Raw genomic sequence first — 22161 nt, 5'->3', positions numbered from 1 at the left:
TCCCACCTACAGATCCGCCAGCGCGATGATCGGGGACTCGACGCAGTCGGCGACGAACCGCAGGAACCCTCCCGCAGTGCCGCCGTCGCACACCCGGTGGTCGAAGGCGAGGGTCAGCTGCGCGACCTTCCGCACCGCGAGCTGCCCGTCCACCGCCCACGGCCGGTCGATGATGCGGCCGAGGCCGAGGATCGCGGCCTCCGGGTGGTTGATGATCGCGGCCGAGCCGTCGACGCCGAACACGCCGTAGTTGTTGACCGTGAACGTGCCTCCGGTCATCGCGGCGGGGGCGAGCTTGCCCTCCCGTGCCGACGCGGTGTGCGCGGCGATGGCGGACGCCAGTTCGGCGGTGGTCAGGGACTGCGCGTCCCGCACGACCGGCACCATCAGGCCGCGGTCGGTCTGGGCGGCGAAGCCGAGGTGCACCTGGTCGAGGACCACGATCTCGTCACCCTCGACCCGTGAGTTCAGCTCGGGGAACTTCCTCAGCCCCAGCACGGTGAACCGCGCCAGCAACGCCAGCAGTGACACCGACGGCAGCGCGGCACGTGCGGCGAGGAAGTCGGTGGCGTCGACGTCCACCCACACGGTCGCTTCGGGGATCTCCCGACGTGAGGTGGCCAGCTTCTCCGCCACCGCGCCACGTACGCCGCGCAACGGGATGCGGCGGCCTGAACCGACCGGAGCCGTCCGCGCGGTCAGCTCGCGTTCCACGTCGACCCGCCGAATCACGCCGCCCGGCCCGGTGCCCTCGACCTGGTCGAGCGCCAAGCCGTTCTCCCGCGCCATCTGCCGCACCAACGGCGAGATCACAGCGGGCGCGGTGCGGGCGGCGGGGATCGCGGGTGTTCCGAGTGTTGAATTCGGGTGTTCTGAACGTAGGACTCTCGGGTTCTGAACGTAGGACTCACGGGGGTTGCGGGGGCGGCGTCGGCGGCGTGGGGTGTCGTCTGAGGTGCCGTAGCCGATCAGGACGTTGCCGCTGCCCGATGTCGTCGGTTCGGCCGGTTCGCCTGCGGTCGGTTCGCCTACGGTCAGGAGGACCGCGCCGACGGGCAGCTTCTCGCCTGGTTCGCCGAAGCGGGCGCTCACCACGCCCTCGAACGGGCACGGCACCTCGACCACGGCTTTCGCGGTCTCCACCTCGACCACCGGCTGGTCGACGGACACGTGGTCCCCGACCGACACCAGCCACGTGACGATCTCGCCGTCGGTCAACCCCTCGCCCAGGTCGGGCAGCCGGAAGTCAGGCACCGTAGCTCCCCACGACCTCGTCGTCCCACTGGAGCCGGGCGATCGCGTCCAGGATCCGGTCGACGCTCGGCAAGTGGTGTTCCTCCAGCTTCGGCGGCGGGTAGGGGATGTCGAACCCGGTCACCCGCAGCACGGGCGCGTGCAGGTGGTGGAAGCACCGCTCGGTCACCCGGGCGACCACCTCCGCGCCGTACCCGCCGAACCCGGACGCCTCGTGCACGACCACCGCCCGGCCGGTGCGCCGGACCGACGCGCACACCGTCTCGTCGTCGAACGGAGACAGCGACCGCAGGTCCACCACCTCGACGTCCCACCCTTCCTCCGCCGCCGCTTCGGCCGTCTCCAGCGCGGTCACGACCATCGGCCCATAAGCGATCAACGTGACGTCCCGCCCGGCCCGCCGCACCAGCGCACGGTCGAACCCGATCGGGTCACCCGAGGTGGACAGCGAGCCCTTCGCCCAGTACCGCCGCTTCGGCTCCAGGAAGATCACCGGATCAGGCGACGCGATCGAGTCGCGCAGCAACCGGTACGCGTCATCCGGCGTGCCCGGCGTGACGACCCGCAGCCCTGGCGTGTGCGTGTAGTACGCCTCCGACGAGTCGCAGTGGTGCTCGACCCCGCCGATCCCGCCGCCGTACGGCACCCGGATCACCACCGGCAACGACACCCGCCCGCGCGTCCGGTTGCGCAGCTTCGCCAAGTGGCTGGTGATCTGCTCGAACGCCGGGTAGGCGAACGCGTCGAACTGCATCTCCACCACGGGCCGCAGCCCGTTCATCGCCATGCCGATCGCGGTGCCGACGATGCCGGACTCGGCCAGCGGCGTGTCGAACACCCGCTGCTCGCCGAACCGCGCGGCCAGGCCGTCGGTCACCCGGAACACCCCGCCGAGCGCCCCGACGTCCTCGCCGAACACCAGCACGCTCGGGTCGTCGGCCAGCGAATCGGCCAGCGCCCGGTTCAACGCGCCGGCCATCGAGACCGCGCTCATGCCAGCTCCTCGCGCAACGCCGTCGCCTGTTCGCGCAGGTGGCGCGGCATGGACGCGTACACGTGCTCGAACAGGTCGTCCGGCGACGGCTCGACGTCCACGTTCATCTTCGACCGCACGGACGCCGCGAACTCCTCCGCCTCGGCCGTGATCGCCGCACGGCGCGCGTTGTCCAGCAGCCCCCGTGACGTCAGGTAGGTCTCCAGCCGGTCCACCGGATCCCGGTCCAGCCACGCCGCGACCTCGTCGGACGTGCGGTAGCGGGTCGCGTCGTCGGCGTTCGTGTGCGCCTCGATCCGGTAGGTCAACGCCTCGATCAACGTCGGCCCGCCCGACAGCACCGCCTCACGCACCACCGCGTACACGGCGGCCACGTCGTTGCCGTCCACCAGCACGGACGGCACGCCGTACCCGATGCCCTTGTGCGCCAACGACGGCGCGGCGTTCTGCTTCGACATGGGCACGCTGATCGCGTAGCCGTTGTTCTGCACCAGGAACACCACCGGCGCCTTCCACACGCCGGCGAAGTTCAACGCCTCGTGCGTGTCACCCTCGGACGTGGCTCCGTCGCCGACGAACACCAGCGCCGCCGTGTCCTCGCCCTTCAACCGCGCCGCGTGCGCGAACCCGACCGCGTGCAGCGTGTTGGTGGCCAAAGGCGTGCACTGAGGGCCGACGCGGTGCTCGTACGGGTCGTAGCCGAGGTGCCAGCCGCCCTGGAGCAGGGTCAACGTCTCGGCCGGGTCGACGCCCCGGGTCACGAGCGCGACCGAGTCGCGGTAGGTCGGGAACAGCCAGTCGGTGGGGCGCAGCGCGAGCACGGAGCCGACCTCGCACGCCTCCTGCCCGCGTGACGACGGGTAGACGGCGAGCCGGCCCTGCTTGGTCAGCGAGGTGGCCTGGGTGTCGAAGCGGCGGCCGACGACCATCCGCCGGTAGAGCTCGACCAGGACGTCGTCGTCCGGCATGGCCAGCGGCGAATCGTCCACCGGTGAGCCGTCCTTGCGCAGCAGGGACAGCGGTTCGTCGCTGGGCAGCAACGTCCGCTCGGGCGCGCGGGTGCGGGCCATGGGCTCCTCCGGTGTCTCATGTGACGAGATGCTGCGCATGGTCCGCGTCACAGCGGCCAAAGTTCCAGATCTGGCCCTCGAACCTGGACGAATGGCCTCGCAGACGGGTTATCGTCGGCCACATGACGGTGAGGGTTGGACATTCGGCTCCGCTCGACACGCTCGACCGGCGCATCGTGGAGGAGCTGCGGGCGGACGGCCGGATGTCCATGCGGACGCTCGCGGAGAAGCTGCACATCTCGCGCGCGAGCGCCTACTCACGGGTCGAACGGCTGCACCGCGACGGCGTGATCACGGGGTACACGGCGGTGGTCGACCCGGAGCGCTACGGCTTCGGCATCTCGGCGTACGTCTACCTCAAGATCAGCCAGCACTCGTGGAAGGCCGTGCGGCAGCGCGTGCTGGAGATCCCGGAGGTGTGGCACGGCGCCCTGGTGTCCGGCGACTACGACCTGGTCCTGCTGGTCCGCGCCCCGGACGCGCACAGCCTCCGCGACCTGGTCCTGTCCCGCTTGCAGACGATGCCGGACGTGACGTCCAGCCACACCGTCCTGATCCTCGACGAACTACCCGCCGGCGGCAACGACCGCGACGGTCACCAGCCGAAGTTCTGAGTCCAGTACCGACCGTACGAACCACCCAGGGCCATGCCCGCGCCCAACGCCTTGAGCTTGCAGTTCAGGATGTTGGCGCGGTGGCCGGGTGAGTCCATCCAGCCCTTCACCACGGCCTCGGCGGTGCGCTGACCTGCCGCGATGTTCTCCGCGCCGGGCGCGGGGTAGCCGGCGGCCTTGACCCGGTCCACGAACGTGCGGCCGTCCTGGGACACGTGGTCGAAGTAGTTCCGGGCGGCCATGTCGGCGCTGTGCGCGCGGGCGGCCGTGGCGAGTCGGTCGTCGGCGGCCAGGGCCGGGCAGCCGTGGGCGGCGCGTTCGGCGTTGGTCAACTCGACCACCTTGGCCTCGGCGATCTCGACCTCGGTCTTGGCCCGCACGGCGGGCGCGGACGGCGCGGGCGGCGCGGGCTGCTCCACCGGTGCCTGGACGGCGGGCGGTGGCGGCGGCTCGGTGGTGGTCGTGGTGACGGGCGGCGCCTCGGGCGTCGCAGCGCTGGGCGCGGACGTCGTGGCGTCCGCTGTGGTCGTCACGGGCGGGACGCCGGCGTCGGACGTGGTGCGGATCGTGGCCGTCGCGCTCACCGTGACCAGGGCCGTCCCGTCCGGGTGCTCGCACCCGGCCAGGGCCAACCCGGCGAGGACGACGGCGACGGTCAGCACACTGCTCTTGCGCGACAAGCGGAAAACCTCAATCTGCATTCGGCGGTATTCCGGGCGCGGCGACCGTGAGCACTTCTTTGCAGGGTAAGTGCCGCGGTCGCCGCACCGAACGGGGAACCGGGCGACCGGGCAAGGGTGGGAGCGCGACGGTCGACTCAATTCCGTTAATGACTTTATCCGGTAACGCGGAACTGTCAACACACATTTATTTAAGGAACATTTAAACCTGGCATCAGGCGCCGAAAAGGCGGCCGCACTCAGACTTGATCCTCCGCACGGCCCAACCGCAGTTGGACCCGGGTGCCGCCGAGCGGTCCCCGGTCGACCACCAGCGAGCCACCGGTGGCCTCCGCCGCCCGGCGGGCGATGTCCAGCCCGAGCCCGGTCGAGCCCGCGCCGCTGCTCCCCCGCCGCAACGCCGCCTCCAGGTCGTCGATGCCGGGACCGGCGTCCTCGATCACGATCACCACCCGATCGGCCTGGTGGAACAGGGCGACCACGAACCCGACGCCCTCGGGCGTGTGCCGGAAGACGTTGCCCAGCACAGCATCCATCGCGGCGGCGAGGTCGCTTCGGGTCAGCGGGACGAGGGCGCGGCGTTCGGTGCCGCGCAGGTTCCACAGCCGCTGCTGGTCGTCGGCGAGGGCGGACCAGAACACCAGCCGGTCGTGCACGACCTGCGCGGCGTCGCAGCGACCGCCGTCGGGGTCGTCCAGTTCACGGCGGGCGGCCCGGATGAGTTCGTTGACCTCACGCTCCAGCGCGTGCACCGCCTGGCGGACGCGGTTGGCGTTGGGGTCCTGGCCGAGCGTTTCCGAATCGAGCCGCAACGCGGTGAGCGGTGTCCGCAGCCGGTGCGAGAGGTCGGCCAGGATTTCGCGTTCGTTGGCGACCAGTTGGCCGATTCGGTCGGCCATCCGGTTGAACGCGCCGCCCGCGTCGAGCAATTCGGGTGGGCCACTCGGCGTGACCCGGGTGGTGAGATCGCCCTGGCCCATTTTGCGCGCGCCTTCCGCGAGAGCGGTGGAGGCTTTGACGACCCGTGCACCGAGGCGGTCGGCGACCAGCACCGAACCGAGCACGAGGATGACCGCGACGCCGCTGAGCGCGAGCCACGCCTCGGTGACGTTGCGGGACAACTCGGCCACGGGCACGAACGCCTCCACCACCGCCACGCGGCCCTGGTCCAGCAGCACGGGCTGGAGGTGCACCCGGCCCGCCGGGATGACCTCGGTGGACGCACGGCCCTCCTCACGTGCTGCGGTGAGCTGGGCGTCGGTGGCCATCGGCACGCCGACCACCTCGCCGCCGGGCAGGTGCACCGCGACCCGGCCGCCGGTGCTCAACAAGGCCTGGCCGACGGCCGCCGGGTCGGTGGTGATCACCAGGACCGGGGTGAGCGCGCCCGCCAGCCGTTCCGCGTCGAGCTCCGCGCGGTCTTCGGCGAGCTGACGCACCACCAGGGCCAGCGGGATCAGGAACGCCAGCGCCACCATCGACGTGACGGCGAGCGAGACGAGGGCCAGGGACTTCCTCACTCGGCCGCCGTGAGCTTGAACCCGACGCCGCGCACGGTGTGCAGGTAGCGGGGTTGGGCGGCACGTTCGCCGAGCTTGCGGCGCAGCCAGGACAGGTGCACGTCCAGCGTCTGGTCGTCGTGCCGGCCGGGCAGGTTCCACAGGTTGGCCAGGAGTTCGGCGCGCGGCACGACCTTGCCCTCGCGGGCGGCGAGGTAGGCGAGGAGGTCGAACTCCTTGCGGGTCAGGTTCAGCTCGCGCCCTTCGAGCGTCGCTTCACGGCGGTCCGGGTCGACGGTCAGCCGGCCGACCCGCAGCGGTGCGGGCGCGGCCTCCTTGCGGGCCCGGCGCAGCACGGCCGACAACCGCGCGGCGAGGTGTTCGCTGGAGAACGGCTTGACCAGGTAGTCGTCGGCGCCCGCGTTGAGCAGGCGGACGATCTCCTTCTCGTCGTCGCGGGCGGTGGCGACGATGACCGGCACGTCGCACACCCCGCGCATCATCCGCAGGGCGTCCGCGCCGTCCATGTCAGGCAGGCCGAGGTCGAGCACGACGAGGTCGAACGTGCCGCCGGTGATCTCCCGCAGCGCCTCCAACGCGGTGCCGACCGGCAGGACGGCGTGCCCCAGCCCGGTCAACGCCCGGGTCACCGCCGACCGCACCACCGGATCGTCCTCGACGAGCAGCACCGAGACCATGGCGCGCACGGTATAACGCGCGCCGCCGGGCTCAGCGGGGTTCCGTGCGGAACAGCCCGTCCAGCAGCACCGGGATCGCGCGGCCGGGGTCCGGTGTCGAGTCGACGGCCGCCTGGAGCATCGTCAGCACCACCACGATGTCGTTCAGCACGACGTCGTGCCGGAGGTGCCCGGCCTCCTGGGAACGGGCGAACGGGCCGCGCAGCGCGTCCAGCAGTCTGCGCACGTGGCCGCGCTGGTCCGGCTCGGGGAACCGGCGCATCTCGTCGACCAGCGGGCGCATCGACACCTGGTAGGCCATCACGGCTGCCAGCAGCGCCCGGAACGCGGCCGGGTCGTGGGCGTTCCGCTCGGCCGCCTCCGCCAGCAGCGCCAAGTGCTCCCGCGCCATGGCCAGCAACAACGTGCGACGGTCGGAGAAGTGCCGGTACACGGTGGCCTGGCCGAGTCCGGTCAGCCGGGCGACCCGTGCCAGCGACGGGGTCGTGCCGCCGACCACCAACTCCTCGGCCGCGCGGATGATCGCCGCCCGGTTCCTCAGGGCGTCGCTGCGGCGCGGAACGATCATGGCGACACCCCGGCGAAGCGGTCTATGTTACTCGCAGGTAACGAGAATAGCACTGACTGTGATCCCTCGGAACGCCTTCGTAACGTCGGCGACCTGCCGCCTTCACGCAGGTGACTTCCGAGGAGGACCGGACGTGCGCTTACGTCTTCGCAAGGTCGTGTGCGCGGTGCTGCCCGCCGCGCTGGCCGTCATGCTCACCTCGACCGCGGCACAGGCCGCGGCGGCCGTCGACTACGTCGCGCTCGGCGACTCGTACTCCTCCGGGACGGGCGCGCCGCCGTACGTCAGCGGCTCGTGCTACCGCAGCGCGCGCGGGTATGCGCAGCTCTGGGCGAACACGCACGCGGTGTCGTCCTTCAAGTACGCCGCCTGCGGCGGAGCCACCACGCAGAGCATGACCGACCAGTTCGCGTCGCTGGACGCGGGCACGGACCAGGTCACGATCACCATCGGCGGCAACGACGTCGGCTTCGCCAACACCATGATCACCTGCGTGACCGGCAGCGACACCAGTTGCGTCAACGCCGTGAACACCGGCATCGAGAGCGCCCGGACGACGTTGCCGGGACGTCTCGACTCCACCTACGCCACCATCCGCGACCGCGCCCCGAACGCCACCGTGATCGTCCTGGGTTACCCGAGGCTGGTCGAGCCGACCGGCACGTGCATGAACACGACCAAGCGAGCCGCGCTCAACCGGGGCGCCGACGCCCTGCACGAGGTGATCGCCGGACGCGCGGCGGCAGCCGGGGTCCGCTACGTCGACGCGCGGGCGCACTTCACGGGCCACGGGGCCTGTGGGAGCTCGCCCTGGATCAACCAGTTCTCGCTCTTCCGGCTGGCCGAATCGTTCCACCCCAACGCCACCGGCTACAGCCAGGGCTACCTCGCCCTGCTCAACACCGTGACCGGCTGACCCGACCGCGCCGCCCTGCGTCCGGACCCGCCCCTGACGCAGGGCAGCGCGCCTCTCCGGCGGCCAGGGGTCCGCCGGGTCGAAGCCTCCGGCAGTATGGCCGCGTGACCAGGGGCCTCCAGTACCTCGCCGCGTGGTTGGCGTCTACCGCCGTCGCGGTGGTGCTGTCGTGGTTGGGCATCCGGTTCGTGCTGGACGCGGGCGTGCCCGAACGGCCGCGGGTCGTCGCCGGGCCCGTCCAGTCGTCCGTGATCCGCAGCGCCGCCGCCACCACGACGACCACCGTCGCCCCCGCTCCCCCCACGACGACGACCAAGGCGGCTGTCGTGGCGACAGTCGCGCCGACCACGACCACGGCCGCCGTCACCACGACCACGACTCCGCCCCCGCCCTTGCCGTCCGAGAACGGCACGTGGACCGAGGAGAACGGCCGACCGGTGTACCTGCGCAGCTTCCGCCTCCACGGCGGGGTGGCCGCGATCCGCTTCTCCCCCGCCGACATGCAACCCATCTCCGCCACCCCACGCCAAGGCTTCGCCGCGACCGTCGAACAGCCCGCGGACGCCGTCGTGGTCGAGTTCACCGGGCCTGGCCACACCTCTCGGCTGGAAGCCACGTGGGTCGGCGGACCGCAGTGGCGCATCGTCGAGAGCAGCTGACCGCACGTTCGACGCCACCGCGTGGCGGCCGACGATGGCGGGCTGACGCCGAGCCGGCACGACCTAGGCCAACGCGACCTCGGCCCGCAGCCGGGGCAACAGGGCGTGGAAGGCGTCGCCGGGGCACACGGTGCCGTCCCAGAAGTCGCGGTGGCCGTGGATCTCCGTGGACGGGATGCCGTACTGGCGGCAGATCACCGCGCACAGCCACACCAACGCGTCCCACTGCACCGCCGGCGGCTCCTGGTCGACGTACGTGCCCTCGTTCTCGATGCCGATCGAGTTCCGGTTCTGCCCGAACGCGTGCGCGCCCTCCACCATCCGATCACCGGCGAGCAGCGCGTCGAGGCTGCCGTGCCGCCCCTCCAACAACACCCCACCCCGGGTGATGGTGAAGTGCTGCCCGGTGTCGCCCCAGTCGTTGCGGTCCATGTGCAGCTCCTGGAAGAACCGGGCCAACCGGTGCGCGTGCCCCCGTGACAGGTCCGTCGCGTTGTCCGTCGCCGTGTGGTGGATCAGGATCCGCTCCGGCTTGTGGCCCAACGACAACGGCTGTTCGACGGGCGGCCGAGCGCCCCACTCCGAGCACGGCTCGACGTGTCGCCGGACGGAACTCGGCAGGGTCACGGCGCCCAGCCCGACAACCGCCCCCACCCCGAGCAACACCGCTCGTCTGCTGACCACGTCTCCCCCCATTCGTCAGCCGGGAGTGGATCACACGGCGCTCGCCGGACGGCACCGGACCACTCAGGACTGGACTGAACCGCTGTCGCAGCCTTTCACCCGTTCGCGCCCGGGACTCCACCCGGTAGCCGAGTGGTGATTCCATCTCCGTTATGACGCACCCCGGCGAACCGCACCACGACGACCTCTCCGGACGGCTCAACTGGCTGCGCGCCGGCGTCCTCGGGGCGAACGACGGCATCGTGTCCACGGCCGGCCTCGTGGTGGGCGTCGCGGGCGCCACCGCCGACCGGAACACGATCCTCGCCGCGGGTGTGGCCGGGCTGGTCGCGGGATCGCTGTCGATGGCGGGCGGCGAGTACGCCTCGGTCAGCACGCAGCGGGACACCGAGCGGGCCGCGCTCCGGCTGGAGGCGCAAGAGTTGCGCGACATGCCGGAGGCCGAGGAACGGGAACTCGCCGACATCTACCGGGAGAAGGGGCTGTCGGAGGAGTTGGCCGCACGGGTGGCGCGCGAACTGACCGAGCAGGACGCCCTGCGCGCGCACGCCGAGGCCGAGTTGCAGATCGACCCGGACAACCTGACCAGCCCGTGGCAGGCCGCGTGGGCGTCGCTGGTGGCGTTCGCGATCGGCGCGCTGATCCCGGTGATCGCGATCGTGCTGCCGCCGACGGCCTGGCGGGTGTGGGCGTGCGCGGTGGCCGTGCTGGTCGGGTTGGTGCTCACCGGCGCGATCAGCGCGCGCCTCGGGTCGAGCCACGTCGGCCGCGCGGTCCGGCGGAACGTCGTGGTCGGGTCACTCACGATGATCGTCACCTACTACGTCGGCGTCCTGTTCGGCGTAACGGTGGCGTGACCACGATCACACACGCACACGCTGGGTGACCGGCCGAAAAAAGTCACCACCCCGAGGTGTGGAGTACGCAATCTGCGGGTACTCCCACCTGACTTGTCGACGTCGAGCGCGGCAAGCCCGGACTGGAGGTGTCGGCCGTGACCCACCCACCCACATTCGTCCCCTTCCCCCGGGGCGAGAAGGCCGAACGGCGGCTCTGGACCCTCTTGGCAGCCCTCTTCGCGCTGGTCGCCGGCGTCAACGTGACCCTCGCCGTGAGCGAGGCCGCGTGGTGGCAGGGCGCCCTCGCGGCGCTGTGCCTCGTCGTCGCGGCGGGCTGTGTCAGGGAGTCCAGAAGAGCCGGAGACTGACTTCACCGACAACTGAAAGAAAAGAATTACTAGCCCGACCGGGTGTACAGCGTTGGTCGCAACGGCGTCAAGTAGTGGTGTGATTCACCACGACGCCCTCTCGGACTAGAGCCATAACCGCGAATTCACACTATCGTCACAAGACCCCGGCAATCCCGGTGCACCGCTCAGCACGTCTCGCTGCCCATCCGGCCGCGGCACGCGCGCACAAGGAAGTGCAGTTCTCCCGCACAACGGAGTGCGGTCACCACGCCGAAGATCTCTCGGGCGTGGATCCACAGCCAGAACCTGTAGGCCGAGCTGTCCGCGTAAAGCCGCGCGTGGGCGTTCGGCCGCATCCGTATGCCCGGACGATGCCCGGACGACGCCACGGGAGGGCCCGTTGTGACCCACCACCAGCCGCAAGGCCTTTACGACCCGCAGTACGAGCACGACGCCTGCGGTGTCGCGTTCGTCGCCGACCTGGCCGGCCGCAGAAATCACGCGATCGTCAGCCAGGCCCTGGTGGCGCTGCGCAACCTCGAACACCGAGGCGCGCGCGGCGCCGAACCGGACACCGGTGACGGCGCGGGCATCCTGATCCAGGTGCCCGACGCGTTCTACCGCGAGGTCGTCGGCTTCCCCCTGCCCGAGCCCGGCGGCTACGCGGTCGGTACCGCGTTCCTCCCGCAAGAGGGCCAGGACGAGGTCAGGGAACAGATCGAGCGCATCGCCGCCGAAGAAGGGGCGACGGTCCTCGGGTGGCGTGAACTGCCGGTCGACACCGACCACGTCGGGCCGACCGCGAAGACCACCATGCCCGCGTTCAGCCAGCTCTTCCTCGCCGGTCCGGAAGGCACCGCCGGCCTGGAGCTGGAGCGGCTCGCGTTCGTCGTCCGCAAGCGCGTCGAGCACGCGACGGACGTGTACTTCCCGAGCTTGTCCGGGCGCACCATCATCTACAAGGGCATGCTCACCGAGCCCCAGGTGGAGAAGTTCTTCCCCGACCTCACCGACGAGCGGGTGACGAGCTCCATCGGTCTGGTGCACTCCCGGTTCTCCACCAACACGTTCCCGTCGTGGCCGCTCGCGCACCCGTACCGGTACGTGGCGCACAACGGCGAAATCAACACCATGCGCGGCAACCGGAACTGGATGGACGCGCGCGAGTCGATGCTCGCCACCGACCTGATCCCCGGTGACCTGTCCCGGGTGTTCCCGGTGATCACCCGCGACGCGAGCGACTCGGCGACGTTCGACGAGGTGCTGGAGCTGCTCCACCTCGGTGGGCGCAGCCTGCCGCACGCGGTGCTCATGATGATCCCGGAGGCGTGGGAGAACCACGCCGAGATGGACCCGCAGCGCCGCGCGTTCTACGAGTTCCACTCCACGCTCATGGAGCCGTGGGACGGTCCGGCGCTGGTGTCGTTCACCGACGGCACGCTGATCGGCGCGGTGCTGGACCGCAACGGCCTGCGCCCGGCCCGGTACTGGGTCACCGAGGACGGCCTGGTCGTGCTCGGCAGCGAGGCGGGCGTGCTGGAGTTCGACCCGACGACGATCGTGCGCAAGGGCCGGTTGGAGCCGGGGAAGATGTTCCTCGTGGACACCGCCCAGGGGCGGATCATCGACGACGAGGAGATCAAGGGCGAGCTGGCGGCCGAGCACCCGTACCAGGAGTGGGTCGCCGACGGCATCCTGCACCTGGCCGACCTGCCCGCGCGTGAGCGGGAGGTGCCGACGCACTCGTCCCTCGTGCGGCGGCAGCAGGCTTTCGGCTACACCGAAGAGGAAATGGCGCTGCTGCTGGGCCCGATGGCCCGTTCGGGCGCGGAACCGATCGGCTCGATGGGCAACGACGCCCCGTTCGCGCCGCTGTCGGACCGGCCGCGGCAGCTGTTCGACTACTTCAGCCAGTTGTTCGCCCAGGTGACCAACCCGCCGTTGGACGCGATCCGCGAGGAGCTGGTGACCTCGCTGCACGCCACGCTCGGCGCGGAGCCCAACCTGCTGAGCGCCGACGCGTCGTGCTGTCGGCGGATCTCGCTGCCGTTCCCGGTGCTGGACAACGACGAGCTGGCCAAGCTCGTCCACGTGGACGACGACGGCACGCTGCCGGAGTTCCGCACCTTCACCGTGCGCGGCCTGTACGAGGTCGCGGGCGGCGGTGAGGCGCTGGTGCGCCGGCTGGACGAGATCCGGGCCGAGGTGTCCCAGGCGATCGAGGACGGCGCACGGCTGGTCGTCCTGTCGGACCGCGGTCTCGACGCCACCCACGCGCCGATCCCGTCGCTGCTGCTGACCGGCGCGGTGCACCACCACCTGGTACGCGAGAAGACCCGCACCCAGGTGGACCTGATCGTGGAGGCGGGCGACGCGCGCGAGGTGCACCACATCGCGCTGCTCATCGGCTACGGCGCGAAGGCGGTGAACCCCTACCTGGCCATGGCTTCGGTGGAGGAGCTGCCGGACGTCGAACCGGAGGTCGCCACCCGCAACCTGATCAAGGCGCTGGGCAAGGGCGTGCGCAAGACGATGTCCAAGATGGGCGTCTCGACCGTGGCGTCCTACACCGGCGCGCAGATCTTCGAGGCGATCGGCCTCGGCGACGAGGTCGTCCGCTCCTGCTTCACCGGCACCACGTCGCGGCTCGGCGGCATCGGGTTCGACGTCATCGCCGAGGAAGTCGCGCGGCGGCACCGGATGGCGTTCCCGGCCGACGGCGTCCGGGCGCACCACCGCGAGCTGGAGGTCGGCGGCGACTACCAGTGGCGGCGCGAGGGTGAGGCGCACCTCTTCAACCCCACGACCGTGTTCAAGCTCCAGCACTCCACTCGCACCGGGCGTTACGACATCTTCAAGGAGTACACGCGGGCGGTGGACGAGCAGGCAAAGCGTCTGTTGACGCTGCGCGGTCTGTTCGCGTTCAAGGAGGGCGTGCGGGAGCCCGTGCCGATCGACGAGGTCGAGCCGGTCTCGTCCATCGTCAAGCGGTTCGCCACCGGCGCCATCTCCTACGGCTCCATCTCGCAGGAGATGCACGAGGTGCTGGCGATCGCCATGAACCGGTTGGGCGCGAAGTCCAACACCGGTGAGGGCGGCGAGGACGCGGAGCGCTTCACCCGCGACGCCAACGGCGACTCGCGGCGTTCGGCGATCAAGCAGGTGGCGTCCGGCCGGTTCGGCGTGACGAGCGAGTACCTCGTCAACGCGGACGACATCCAGATCAAGATGGCGCAGGGCGCGAAGCCCGGCGAGGGCGGCCAGCTGCCCGGCGCGAAGGTGTACCCGTGGATCGCCAAGACCCGGCACTCCACGCCCGGCGTCGGCCTGATCTCGCCGCCGCCGCACCACGACATCTACTCGATCGAGGACCTGGCGCAGCTCATCCACGACCTGAAGAACGCCAACCCGGCGGCGCGCATCCACGTGAAGCTCGTCTCCGAGGTCGGTGTCGGCACGGTCGCGGCGGGCGTGTCCAAGGCGCACGCGGACGTCGTGCTGATCTCGGGCCACGACGGCGGCACCGGCGCCTCTCCCCTGTCGTCCATCAAGCACGCGGGCGGCCCGTGGGAACTGGGCCTGGCCGAGACGCAGCAGACGTTGCTGGCCAACAGGTTGCGCGACCGGATCGTGGTGCAGACCGACGGCCAGCTCAAGACCGGGCGGGACGTGGTGATCGCGGCGCTGCTCGGCGCAGAGGAGTTCGGTTTCGCCACCGCTCCCCTGGTCGTGTCGGGCTGCATCATGATGCGGGTCTGCCACCTGGACACCTGTCCGGTCGGCGTGGCCACGCAGAACCCGGTGCTGCGCGCCAAGTTCGCGGGCAAGGCCGAGCACGTGGTGAACTTCTTCGAGTTCGTCGCGCAGGAAGTGCGGGAGCTGTTGGCGCAGCTCGGTTTCCGCACCCTGGCCGAAGCCGTCGGGCACGCGGACCTGCTCGACACGCGTGTCGCGGTGGACCACTGGAAGGCGGCCGGGCTCGACCTGTCGCCGATCTTCCACGTGCCGGAGTTGCCGGCAGGCGCGGCGCGGCACCACGTCGTGGCGCAGGACCACGGGCTGGACAAGGCGCTGGACAACACGCTGATCCAGCTCGCCGAGGGCGCGATCGCGTCCGGTGACCGCGTTCGGCTGGAACTGCCGGTGCGCAACGTGAACCGCACCGTCGGCACCATGCTCGGCTCCGAGGTGACCAAGCGGTGGGGCGGTGAAGGCCTGCCGGACGACACGATCGACATCACGTTCACCGGCACCGCCGGGCAGTCGTTCGGCGCGTTCCTGCCGCGTGGCATCACGTTGCGGCTCGTCGGCGACGCGAACGACTACGTGGCCAAGGGCCTGTCCGGCGGGCGGATCGTGGTCCGGCCGGTGGCCGACGCGCAGTTCGTCGCCGAGCAGCACATCATCGCGGGCAACGTGATCGGCTACGGCGCCACCGGTGGTGAGATCTTCCTGCGCGGCAAGGTCGGCGAGCGGTTCTGCGTGCGCAACTCGGGCGCGCTGGCCGTCGTCGAGGGCGTGGGCGACCACGGCTGCGAGTACATGACCGGCGGGCGCGTCGTCGTGCTCGGCGCGACCGGGCGGAACTTCGCCGCGGGCATGTCGGGCGGCATCGCGTACGTGCTGGACACGGCCGTGCAGCGGGTGAACCAGGAGATGGTGGACCTGGACCCGTTGGACGAGTCGGACCGCGAGTTCCTCCGCCGTGCGGTGGAGAAGCACTACCTGGAGACGGACTCCGCGGTGGCGCACGCGCTGCTGGCCGACTGGGACCTGGCGGTGGACCGCTTCACCAAGGTCATGCCGAAGGACTACAAGCGGGTGCTGGCGGCACAGGCACGGGCCGAGCTGGAAGGCCGCGACGTCAACCAAGCGATCATGGAGGCATCCCATGGCTGACCCTCGTGGGTTCCTCACCACCGAACGTGAGACCCCGCGCAGCCGTCCCGTTTTCCTGCGCCTGCGCGACTGGCGCGAGGTCTACGAGGAGTTCGAGCAGCCCAAGCTGGAGAAGCAGGCCGGTCGCTGCATGGACTGCGGCATCCCGTTCTGCCACCAGGGCTGTCCGCTGGGGAACCTGATCCCCGAGTGGAACAACCTGGTGTGGAAGGAGGACTGGCGGCTGGCGTCGGAACGCCTGCACGCCACCAACAACTTCCCGGAGTTCACCGGGACGTTGTGCCCCGCGCCGTGCGAGGCCGCTTGCGTGGTGGGGATCAACGGCGATGCCGTCACCATCAAGCGGGTCGAGATCTCCATCATCGACCGGGCGTGGGACGAGGGCTGGGTGACGCCCCAGCTGCCGCCGACGCGCACCGGGCGCAAGGTGGCCGTGGTCGGCTCCGGGCCCGCGGGCCTGGCCGCCGCCCAGCAGCTGACCCGTGCGGGCCACGACGTGGTGGTGCTGGAGCGGGCGGACGCCATCGGCGGGCTGCTGCGCTACGGCATCCCCGAGTTCAAGATGGAGAAGTGGCGGCTGGACCGCCGGCTCGACCAGATGCGGGCCGAGGGCACCGAGTTCCGGACGGGCGTGAACGTCGGTGTCGATGTCACGGTCGAGGAGCTGCGGGAGTCCTACGACGCGGTGGTGCTGGCCGGTGGCGCGACGGCGTGGCGGGACCTGCCCGTGCCGGGCCGTTCGTTGACCGGGGTGCACCAGGCGATGGAGTACCTGCCGTGGGCGAACAAGGTCGCGCGCGGCGAGCTGGACGCGCCGCCCATCACGGCCGAGGGCAAGCACGTCGTGGTCATCGGCGGCGGCGACACGGGCGCGGACTGCGTGGGCACCGCCCACCGCCAGGGCGCGTTGTCCGTGACGCAGCTGGAGATCATGCCGAGGCCGCCGGAGAAGCGCGCCGAGGCACACCCGTGGCCGACCTACCCGATGCTGTACCGGGTGACGTCGGCCCACGAGGAGGGCGGCGAGCGGCTGTACGCCGTGTCCACCGTGGAGTTCCTGGGTGACGACGCGGGTGCGGTGCGGGCGCTGAAGCTGGTCGAGGTCGAGGCGTCCGGTGGGCGGTTCGAGCCGGTGCCGGGCAGCGAGCGGGAGATCCCGGCGCAGCTGGTGACGTTGGCGATGGGCTTCGTCGGCCCGGAGAAGGACGGCCTGCTCACCGAGCTGGGCGTCGGTCTCGACGCACGCGGCAACGTCGCCCGTGACGACTCGTTCGCCACCTCCGTCGACGGCGTGTTCGTGGCCGGCGACATGGGGCGCGGCCAGTCGCTGATCGTGTGGGCCATCGCCGAGGGCCGCTCGGCCGCCGCCGGCGTGGACGCCTACCTCACCGGCAGGCACGTCCTGCCGCGGCCGATCGAGCCGACCGACCGGCCGCTCGTCTGAGCCGTCCCCGGGCGTACAACGACGTGCGTCCGGGGACCCCCTGCACGCGTGGCCGGACAACGTGGTCCGGCCACGCGTCACCTCAGCGCTTCAGCGAGCCGGTCGAACGCCTCGCGCACGCGCTCTTGCGCGCCGACGTGCCGCAGCCGGCTGCCGCATTCCTCACCCCGCGAGTTCCCGAGTCCGCTTTCGGGGCAGGGCCGTCGATCCGGCCGCCGCGGTGGGCGGGTGCCCGCCGCCCACCGCGACCGTTCCCATGAGCCGTCCCCGGTGGCCGGACAGCGTGGTCCGGTCACCGGGGACTCCTTCCCGTCACCACTCCGACCGGCCCCGGCGCGGCGCCTGCCCGCCGGGACCGGAGTCGGGCTACGGGCAGGTCTTCCAGGCGAAGTGGTAGGTCGTCTCGACACTGCCGTCCGTGGAGTCCATCGAGATGAAGCTCGTGGTCTTGGTCGGGTCGGACGTGCCCGCACTCACCCGGAGCTCGGTGTTGATGTTGAACAGGCGTTGCTCACCGCACGGGTGGTAGACGATCGCGGCGAGCTCGGTCGTGTCGGTCGCCTGCCAGTCGTCGCTGAACGGGCCCTCGTAGCTGTGGCTCTGGTACGCCGTGGGCGACATGCCCTGGAAGTAGTAGTTGGCACGTTCCATTCCGGTCGCGCCCTGCTCAAGGTGGGCGAAGCCGCGGTAGTCGGCTTGCGCGATGCCGTAGGTGAACCCCTGTGGGATGTTCAGCCTCAGGTTGAGCTGGCAGTTCTTCCGAAAATCCGTGGGCAGTGAACCGACACCGACCTGCGCCAGGAACTGGCTGTACGTGACGGTGAACGCCTTGTTGTCCGGTGACACCGCTACGGCGGCGGTTCCGGCCGGGCAGCCGGAGCCGTTCACGGTCACCACGTCGATCGTCATGTGGTCCGGCGGCGGAACCGTGTTCGGCGCACCACCGGGAGGAATGACGATCGCCGCCGCCATGGTGGCGGCCACCACGAAATTGAACATGGAGACACCTTCCGACTCGTCCTCGAGCAGGGGTTATCGGCGGCGAATTGACGCAGTTTGAGAACACGCGGCGCAGTACCGGGTGGAGGGCGGTCCGGCCGGTGCTAGCAGCGCTTCCAGGAGAAGTGATAGGTGGTGCTCACGTTGCTGTCCGTCGAATCCATCACCATGAAACTCGTGCCGGTCGACGTGCCCGCCGAGACCCGCAGTTCCGTGTTGATGTTGAACAGCCGCTGCTCACCGCACGGGGCGTACACGATGGCGCCCCATTCCGTGCTGTCGGTCGCCTGCCAGTTGTCGCTCAACGGCCCGGTGTACGTGTGGCTCTTGCGCGACGTCGGCGACATGCCCTGGAAGTAGTAGTTGCCCTGCTCCATCCCGACGGCGCCCGCCTGGAGGTGCGCGAACCCGCGGTAGTCGGCCTGCGTGACGCCGAACGTGAAGCCCTGCGGGTAGCTCAGCTCCAGCGCGAGCTGGCAGTTCTTCCGGAAGTCGGTCGGTTCCGACGCCGCGCCCGCCTGGGCGAGGAACTGGCTGTACGTGACGGTGAACGCGGTGCGGTCGGGCGCGGCGGCGACCGCCGCGGTACCGGCCGGGCAACCGGAGCCGTTCACCGTCCGCACTTCGACGGTGACGTAATCAGGCGCGATGTCGACCTGCGGTTCACTTAATGGGTTGATCGCGGACATGGCCAAAACCGCCGCGGCCACTGTGCTCAGCATGGATTGCCTTCCTCTGACCTCACTTCACGATGTGACGGCGGTTACAGGAAGGTAGCGCAATGCCATCGGCGCACAGTTCCACCATTAGAGTGGAAGCGCTCCCACATTGTGGAACGAATACTTCAGCCGGGCAAATATGCAACCCGGACGGCGTTCGTTGAAATCGCTACCAAATCGAAACGAGGCAGGTCGCGCCTATTGCGTCCGGACTCAATCGGGCCGGGCGGCCACCACACGTCGGATCATCTGCACCATTCGCGCGCACTCGTCGTCGGTCAGCGCCTCGAACCAGCGCGACTCCCGCGCGTTCTGGCTGGGGAACGCGCGGGCCACCGAATCGCGGCCGCGGTCGGTCAACGCCACGAAGACGACCCGCCGGTCCTGGTCGTCCCTGGTCCGCTCCACCAACCCGGCCCGCTCCAACGTGTTGATCAGGTTGGACATCGCCGACCGCGTGGTGCCGGACAGTCCGGCGAGCCGCGCCGGCTGGGTCGGACCGAGGATCCACAACTTGAACATCAACCGGAACCCGGGCATGGTCCACCCTTGCTCGCGGTGCACCAACGCCTCGTAGTCGGTGATCATCATGTACGCGAGGTGGAGCACGTTGTACGAGAGCCCGAACGCGTCCGCGTCCCCACCGGACTCGGCGATCCGATAACGTGCGTAACGTTCATAATCCTGCCCCGTCACCACTTCCGCGGCCACGGGGACCTCCTGCTCTGCCACTCGCTGATCCTGACAGGGCGACCCGGCCGACGACACGGGAATACGGCACACTGGCCGGCGTGATCGGGACGCGTCGGTTCGCCACCACGGCCGCGGTCGTGTTGGTGATCGCCACCGCCGCGTCCGTGGCCGCGAGTTTCGACATCGTCAAGGGCGAGGCCGCGGTCGTGCTGGACGACCTGGCACAGCTCGCCACGGGCCTGTTCGCGACCGGCTGCTGCCTGTGGACGGCCCGCCGGGCCACCGGGCCGGACCGCCGCTGGCGGCTCGCCATGGGCGTCGGCATGGCGGGCTGGTCCACCGGGCAGGTGCTGTGGACGTGGTACCAGCTGGTCGAACGGCGGGCCGTGCCGTCACCGTCCCTCGCGGACGCCGGGTACCTGAGCATCGTGCCGTTCGCGTTCATCGCGCTGCTGGTGATCGGTAACTTCCGCCGATCCGGCTCACCCGACGCGCTGCTGGACCGCCGTTCCCACAGCGCCCGGCTGGTGTTGCTGCTGGACGGTCTGATCGTGACCGGGTCGCTGTTCGTGCTCACGTGGACGACGTCGCTCGGCGGGCTGGTCTCGGTCGGCAACCCGAGCACGGCCGCGTTCCTGGTGGCCATCGCGTACCCCGTGACGGACCTGGCGTTGCTGGTGATCGTGGTGGTGCTGAGCGCGGACCGGACAGTGGTGCTGCGCAACCAACTCCGGCTGCTCGGGCTGGGTCTGGTGGGGCTCGCGCTGTCCGACCTCGCCTTCGCCTACCTGGTCAGCATTCAGGCGCCCGAAGTGCCGCCGCTGGCCAACGCCGGGTTCGTGGTGGGGCCGGCGCTGATCGCGTTGGCCGCGCTGGCGCCGGTGGCGTCGCCCGCGTCCGGGCCGGGCCGACACCGCCGGCGGTGGCAGTGGGCCTACCTGCTCATGCCGTACGTGCCGCTGTTGGTCAGCAGCGTCCTGGTGCTGCGCCGCACGCTGATCGGCGACCTGCGGCCGTTGGACGGGGTGGAGATCGCCTCGGGGTTCACCGTGTTCGTCGCGGTGATCCTGCGGCAGCTGGTGACGTTGGTGGACAACACGAAGCTGGTGCTGTTGCTGCGGGAATCCGAATACAGCCTGAACCACCAGGCGCACCACGACCCGTTGACCGGCCTGGCCAACCGGGCGCTGTTCGAGAGCAGGCTGGACGAGGCGCTGGCCGACCACCACCGCGACGGCACGCCGTTCGGGCTGCTGTTCGTGGACCTGGACGACTTCAAGGCGGTCAACGACGTGTCCGGCCACGCGCACGGCGACGCGGTGCTCGAAACGGTCGCGCAGCGGCTCCGGCAGTGCGTCCGCGACACCGACGTGGTGGCCCGGCTGGGTGGTGACGAGTTCGGCGTCCTGGTCGAAGGTGTAGCGGAGCCGGAGCAGGTGGCGTCCCGCGTGCTCGACGCGCTCGGCGAAGAGATCAGCGCGTCGGTCGGAGTGGTGATCTGCACGGGCCAAGACCCGGAAGCCACCGCCGCGTCCCTCCTCAGCCGCGCCGACAACGCCATGTACGAGGCCAAGCGCGGTGGCGGTCGAGGGCTCGTCGTCCACTCGTAGGACGAGGCGGTCGGCGGGGGCGGTCGGCGGCGGCGGTCGGTCGGCGGCGGCGGTCGGTCGGTCGGCGGCGGCGGTCGGTCGGCGGCGGCGGTCGGCGGCGGTCGGCGGCGGTCGGCGGCGGCGGCGGCCGGCGGGGGCGGTCGGTCCGGCGGCCGGCGGGGGCGGTCGGTCCGGCGGCCCGGCCACCCCCGCGTGACCGGGTCAGCCGAGCAGATCGGGGTCCGCCCACCACTGCACGGCGTACTGGCGTCCGGCGCTCTCGACCCGGTAGCCCGCCGCGGGGCGGAAGCCGGGTTCGTTGAAGCAGATGCCCAGCGACAGCACCATCACGTTCTCCGGGCCGAACGCGTCGTCGACGTCGGGGTTGACGCCGTACAGCTTGGTGACGTCACGGCTCAGCCCGGACCGGAAAGAGGTCCAAGTCTGTTTCGGCGACTGGCACTTCAACTCCGTGATGATGACCGGCGCGGTGTCCGCGACGGCCGGGCTGAGCGCATTGAACACGAGGTCCGCGCGCGCCTGGGCGTTCTCGAAAACCGGGACCGCGCCCTCGCCGGTCGGAATGTAGTTGGCTTCCGTCAGGACATCGAGTGGATTGTTGTTCCGCAGCCGCAGCCTGAGCTGGTTTTGCAGCCACAGCGCGAACTGGTTGCGGGCCCAGCCTTCCCAGCCGCCCGCGAACACCGAGAGGGTGTCGATCGTCGGCTGGTCCGCTTGGATCCATTCGACAACGGCCTTGACGACGTCGACCGGGCCGATGGTGTTGTAAGCCATGGTGGACTCCTGGAGGGGGAGAACAGAACGGAATGCGCTCGGGAGGGGGCGCGGAGCGCGCCGGGGAAGTGCGCGCTCCGCGCCCGGGACGACGGGCCGGTGTGGTGGGGGCACCCGGGGTGTCGAGCGGGGCGGGTCGTGGGCGCCCTGCGGACCTCGACCCCGTCGTCCTCGCGGTGCGCCGGAGGGGACGTCCGG

Annotated in this window: 21 protein-coding genes; 8 read left to right on the top strand and 13 right to left on the bottom strand. The window is 70.6% G+C overall.

Annotated elements, in window-relative coordinates; all coding sequences use genetic code 11:
- Nucleotides 1–6 precede the first annotated feature (6 nt).
- From F4560_RS07620 to pdhA, 3 genes are read right to left on the bottom strand one after another with little or no spacing between them, the layout of a single operon-like run.
- Complete coding sequence (locus tag F4560_RS07620; RefSeq protein ID WP_184918079.1) at nt 7–1254, bottom strand: dihydrolipoamide acetyltransferase family protein; 1248 nt, start codon at nt 1252–1254, stop codon at nt 7–9.
- Entirely contained in the window at nt 1247–2248 is a 1002-nt protein-coding gene (locus tag F4560_RS07615) for an alpha-ketoacid dehydrogenase subunit beta (protein ID WP_184918076.1), read from the bottom strand. The genes F4560_RS07620 and F4560_RS07615 overlap by 8 nt, the downstream gene beginning before the upstream one ends.
- A complete protein-coding gene (gene pdhA / locus F4560_RS07610) occupies nt 2245–3318 on the bottom strand; it encodes a pyruvate dehydrogenase (acetyl-transferring) E1 component subunit alpha (RefSeq protein ID WP_184918073.1) in 1074 nt (357 codons plus the stop codon). Before pdhA ends, F4560_RS07615 begins: the two co-directional genes overlap by 4 nt.
- Nucleotides 3319–3440: 122 nt before the next feature.
- Between pdhA and F4560_RS07605 the strand changes: the two genes are divergently transcribed.
- Complete coding sequence (locus tag F4560_RS07605; RefSeq protein ID WP_184918070.1) at nt 3441–3932, top strand: Lrp/AsnC family transcriptional regulator; 492 nt, start codon at nt 3441–3443, stop codon at nt 3930–3932.
- Here F4560_RS07605 and F4560_RS07600 read toward each other — a convergent pair.
- From F4560_RS07600 to F4560_RS07585, 4 genes are all read right to left on the bottom strand, one after another.
- Complete coding sequence (locus F4560_RS07600) at nt 3914–4612, bottom strand: CAP domain-containing protein (RefSeq protein WP_221483381.1); 699 nt, start codon at nt 4610–4612, stop codon at nt 3914–3916. The genes F4560_RS07605 and F4560_RS07600 overlap by 19 nt on opposite strands.
- 239 nt (nt 4613–4851) lie before the next feature.
- The gene (locus F4560_RS07595; protein WP_184918065.1) at nt 4852–6132 is read right to left on the bottom strand and encodes a HAMP domain-containing sensor histidine kinase; all 1281 of its coding nucleotides are present in this window, start codon (nt 6130–6132) and stop codon (nt 4852–4854) included.
- The gene (locus F4560_RS07590; protein WP_184918062.1) at nt 6129–6809 is read right to left on the bottom strand and encodes a response regulator transcription factor; all 681 of its coding nucleotides are present in this window, start codon (nt 6807–6809) and stop codon (nt 6129–6131) included. The genes F4560_RS07595 and F4560_RS07590 overlap by 4 nt, the downstream gene beginning before the upstream one ends.
- Nucleotides 6810–6840: 31 nt before the next feature.
- The gene (locus tag F4560_RS07585) at nt 6841–7377 is read right to left on the bottom strand and encodes a TetR/AcrR family transcriptional regulator (RefSeq protein WP_184918059.1); all 537 of its coding nucleotides are present in this window, start codon (nt 7375–7377) and stop codon (nt 6841–6843) included.
- A 133-nt stretch (nt 7378–7510) separates the two neighbouring features.
- Here F4560_RS07585 and F4560_RS07580 point away from each other — a divergent pair, with 133 nt between their 5' ends.
- On the top strand, nt 7511–8293 hold the full coding sequence (locus tag F4560_RS07580; RefSeq protein WP_184918056.1) for an SGNH/GDSL hydrolase family protein: 783 nt from the start codon (nt 7511–7513) through the stop codon (nt 8291–8293).
- Between the two features lie 104 nt (nt 8294–8397).
- On the top strand, nt 8398–8952 hold the full coding sequence (locus tag F4560_RS07575; RefSeq protein ID WP_184918054.1) for a hypothetical protein: 555 nt from the start codon (nt 8398–8400) through the stop codon (nt 8950–8952).
- 63 nt (nt 8953–9015) lie between these two features.
- Here the strand turns inward: F4560_RS07575 and F4560_RS07570 are convergent, their stop codons facing one another.
- Nucleotides 9016–9636 carry a peptidoglycan recognition protein family protein gene (locus F4560_RS07570; RefSeq protein WP_312868751.1) on the bottom strand — a complete coding sequence of 207 codons (621 nt, stop codon included), beginning with the start codon at nt 9634–9636 and terminating at the stop codon, nt 9016–9018.
- Nucleotides 9637–9788: 152 nt separating this feature from the next.
- Here F4560_RS07570 and F4560_RS07565 point away from each other — a divergent pair, with 152 nt between their 5' ends.
- The 4 genes from F4560_RS07565 to F4560_RS07550 all read left to right on the top strand — a co-directional run bounded on the left by F4560_RS07565 (nt 9789) and on the right by F4560_RS07550 (nt 17168).
- Entirely contained in the window at nt 9789–10493 is a 705-nt protein-coding gene (locus F4560_RS07565) for a VIT1/CCC1 transporter family protein (RefSeq protein WP_184918048.1), read from the top strand.
- A 137-nt stretch (nt 10494–10630) separates the two neighbouring features.
- Nucleotides 10631–10843, top strand: a complete 213-nt coding sequence (locus F4560_RS07560; protein ID WP_184918045.1) for a hypothetical protein — start codon at nt 10631–10633, stop codon at nt 10841–10843.
- 384 nt (nt 10844–11227) lie between these two features.
- Nucleotides 11228–15724, top strand: a complete 4497-nt coding sequence (gene gltB, locus F4560_RS07555; RefSeq protein WP_312868747.1) for a glutamate synthase large subunit — start codon at nt 11228–11230, stop codon at nt 15722–15724.
- On the top strand, nt 15717–17168 hold the full coding sequence (locus F4560_RS07550; protein WP_184918039.1) for a glutamate synthase subunit beta: 1452 nt from the start codon (nt 15717–15719) through the stop codon (nt 17166–17168). Before gltB ends, F4560_RS07550 begins: the two co-directional genes overlap by 8 nt.
- Nucleotides 17169–17245: 77 nt before the next feature.
- Here the strand turns inward: F4560_RS07550 and F4560_RS07545 are convergent, their stop codons facing one another.
- The 4 genes from F4560_RS07545 to F4560_RS46015 all read right to left on the bottom strand — a co-directional run bounded on the left by F4560_RS07545 (nt 17246) and on the right by F4560_RS46015 (nt 19618).
- Complete coding sequence (locus tag F4560_RS07545) at nt 17246–17464, bottom strand: hypothetical protein (protein ID WP_184918036.1); 219 nt, start codon at nt 17462–17464, stop codon at nt 17246–17248.
- A gap of 70 nt (nt 17465–17534) precedes the next feature.
- Nucleotides 17535–18167: a DUF4360 domain-containing protein gene (locus tag F4560_RS07540; protein ID WP_184918033.1), complete on the bottom strand. Its 633-nt coding sequence runs from the start codon at nt 18165–18167 to the stop codon at nt 17535–17537.
- 104 nt (nt 18168–18271) lie between these two features.
- On the bottom strand, nt 18272–18889 hold the full coding sequence (locus F4560_RS07535; protein WP_184918030.1) for a DUF4360 domain-containing protein: 618 nt from the start codon (nt 18887–18889) through the stop codon (nt 18272–18274).
- A 210-nt stretch (nt 18890–19099) separates the two neighbouring features.
- Entirely contained in the window at nt 19100–19618 is a 519-nt protein-coding gene (locus tag F4560_RS46015; protein ID WP_184918028.1) for a MarR family winged helix-turn-helix transcriptional regulator, read from the bottom strand.
- A gap of 59 nt (nt 19619–19677) precedes the next feature.
- On the opposite strand from F4560_RS46015, the gene F4560_RS07525 reads away from it, so the two are divergent.
- Nucleotides 19678–21189 (top strand): GGDEF domain-containing protein, encoded by a 1512-nt coding sequence (locus F4560_RS07525; protein WP_184918025.1) that lies wholly within the window; start codon nt 19678–19680, stop codon nt 21187–21189.
- A 201-nt stretch (nt 21190–21390) separates the two neighbouring features.
- Here F4560_RS07525 and F4560_RS07520 read toward each other — a convergent pair whose 3' ends face one another.
- The gene (locus F4560_RS07520) at nt 21391–21963 is read right to left on the bottom strand and encodes a hypothetical protein (protein ID WP_184918022.1); all 573 of its coding nucleotides are present in this window, start codon (nt 21961–21963) and stop codon (nt 21391–21393) included.
- Nucleotides 21964–22161: the final 198 nt, after the last annotated feature.

This window comes from Saccharothrix ecbatanensis (assembly GCF_014205015.1).
GTDB lineage: Bacteria > Actinomycetota > Actinomycetes > Mycobacteriales > Pseudonocardiaceae > Actinosynnema > Actinosynnema ecbatanense.
Note: the sequence above shows the minus strand (reverse complement) of the source record. Positions and strands in the feature narration are given on the sequence as shown.

What these genes read in the sequence shown, in the direction of transcription:
- F4560_RS07550 (WP_184918039.1), top strand. Translation starts at nt 15,717, where the DNA reads ATGGCTGACCCTCGTGGGTTCCTCACCACCGAACGTGAGACCCCGCGC.
- F4560_RS07535 (WP_184918030.1), bottom strand. Translation starts at nt 18,889, where the DNA reads ATGCTGAGCACAGTGGCCGCGGCGGTTTTGGCCATGTCCGCGATCAAC.
- F4560_RS07590 (WP_184918062.1), bottom strand. Translation starts at nt 6,809, where the DNA reads ATGGTCTCGGTGCTGCTCGTCGAGGACGATCCGGTGGTGCGGTCGGCG.
- F4560_RS07615 (WP_184918076.1), bottom strand. Translation starts at nt 2,248, where the DNA reads ATGAGCGCGGTCTCGATGGCCGGCGCGTTGAACCGGGCGCTGGCCGAT.
- F4560_RS07520 (WP_184918022.1), bottom strand. Translation starts at nt 21,963, where the DNA reads ATGGCTTACAACACCATCGGCCCGGTCGACGTCGTCAAGGCCGTTGTC.
- F4560_RS07585 (WP_184918059.1), bottom strand. Translation starts at nt 7,377, where the DNA reads ATGATCGTTCCGCGCCGCAGCGACGCCCTGAGGAACCGGGCGGCGATC.
- F4560_RS07605 (WP_184918070.1), top strand. Translation starts at nt 3,441, where the DNA reads ATGACGGTGAGGGTTGGACATTCGGCTCCGCTCGACACGCTCGACCGG.
- pdhA (WP_184918073.1), bottom strand. Translation starts at nt 3,318, where the DNA reads ATGGCCCGCACCCGCGCGCCCGAGCGGACGTTGCTGCCCAGCGACGAA.
- F4560_RS07565 (WP_184918048.1), top strand. Translation starts at nt 9,789, where the DNA reads ATGACGCACCCCGGCGAACCGCACCACGACGACCTCTCCGGACGGCTC.
- F4560_RS07540 (WP_184918033.1), bottom strand. Translation starts at nt 18,167, where the DNA reads ATGTTCAATTTCGTGGTGGCCGCCACCATGGCGGCGGCGATCGTCATT.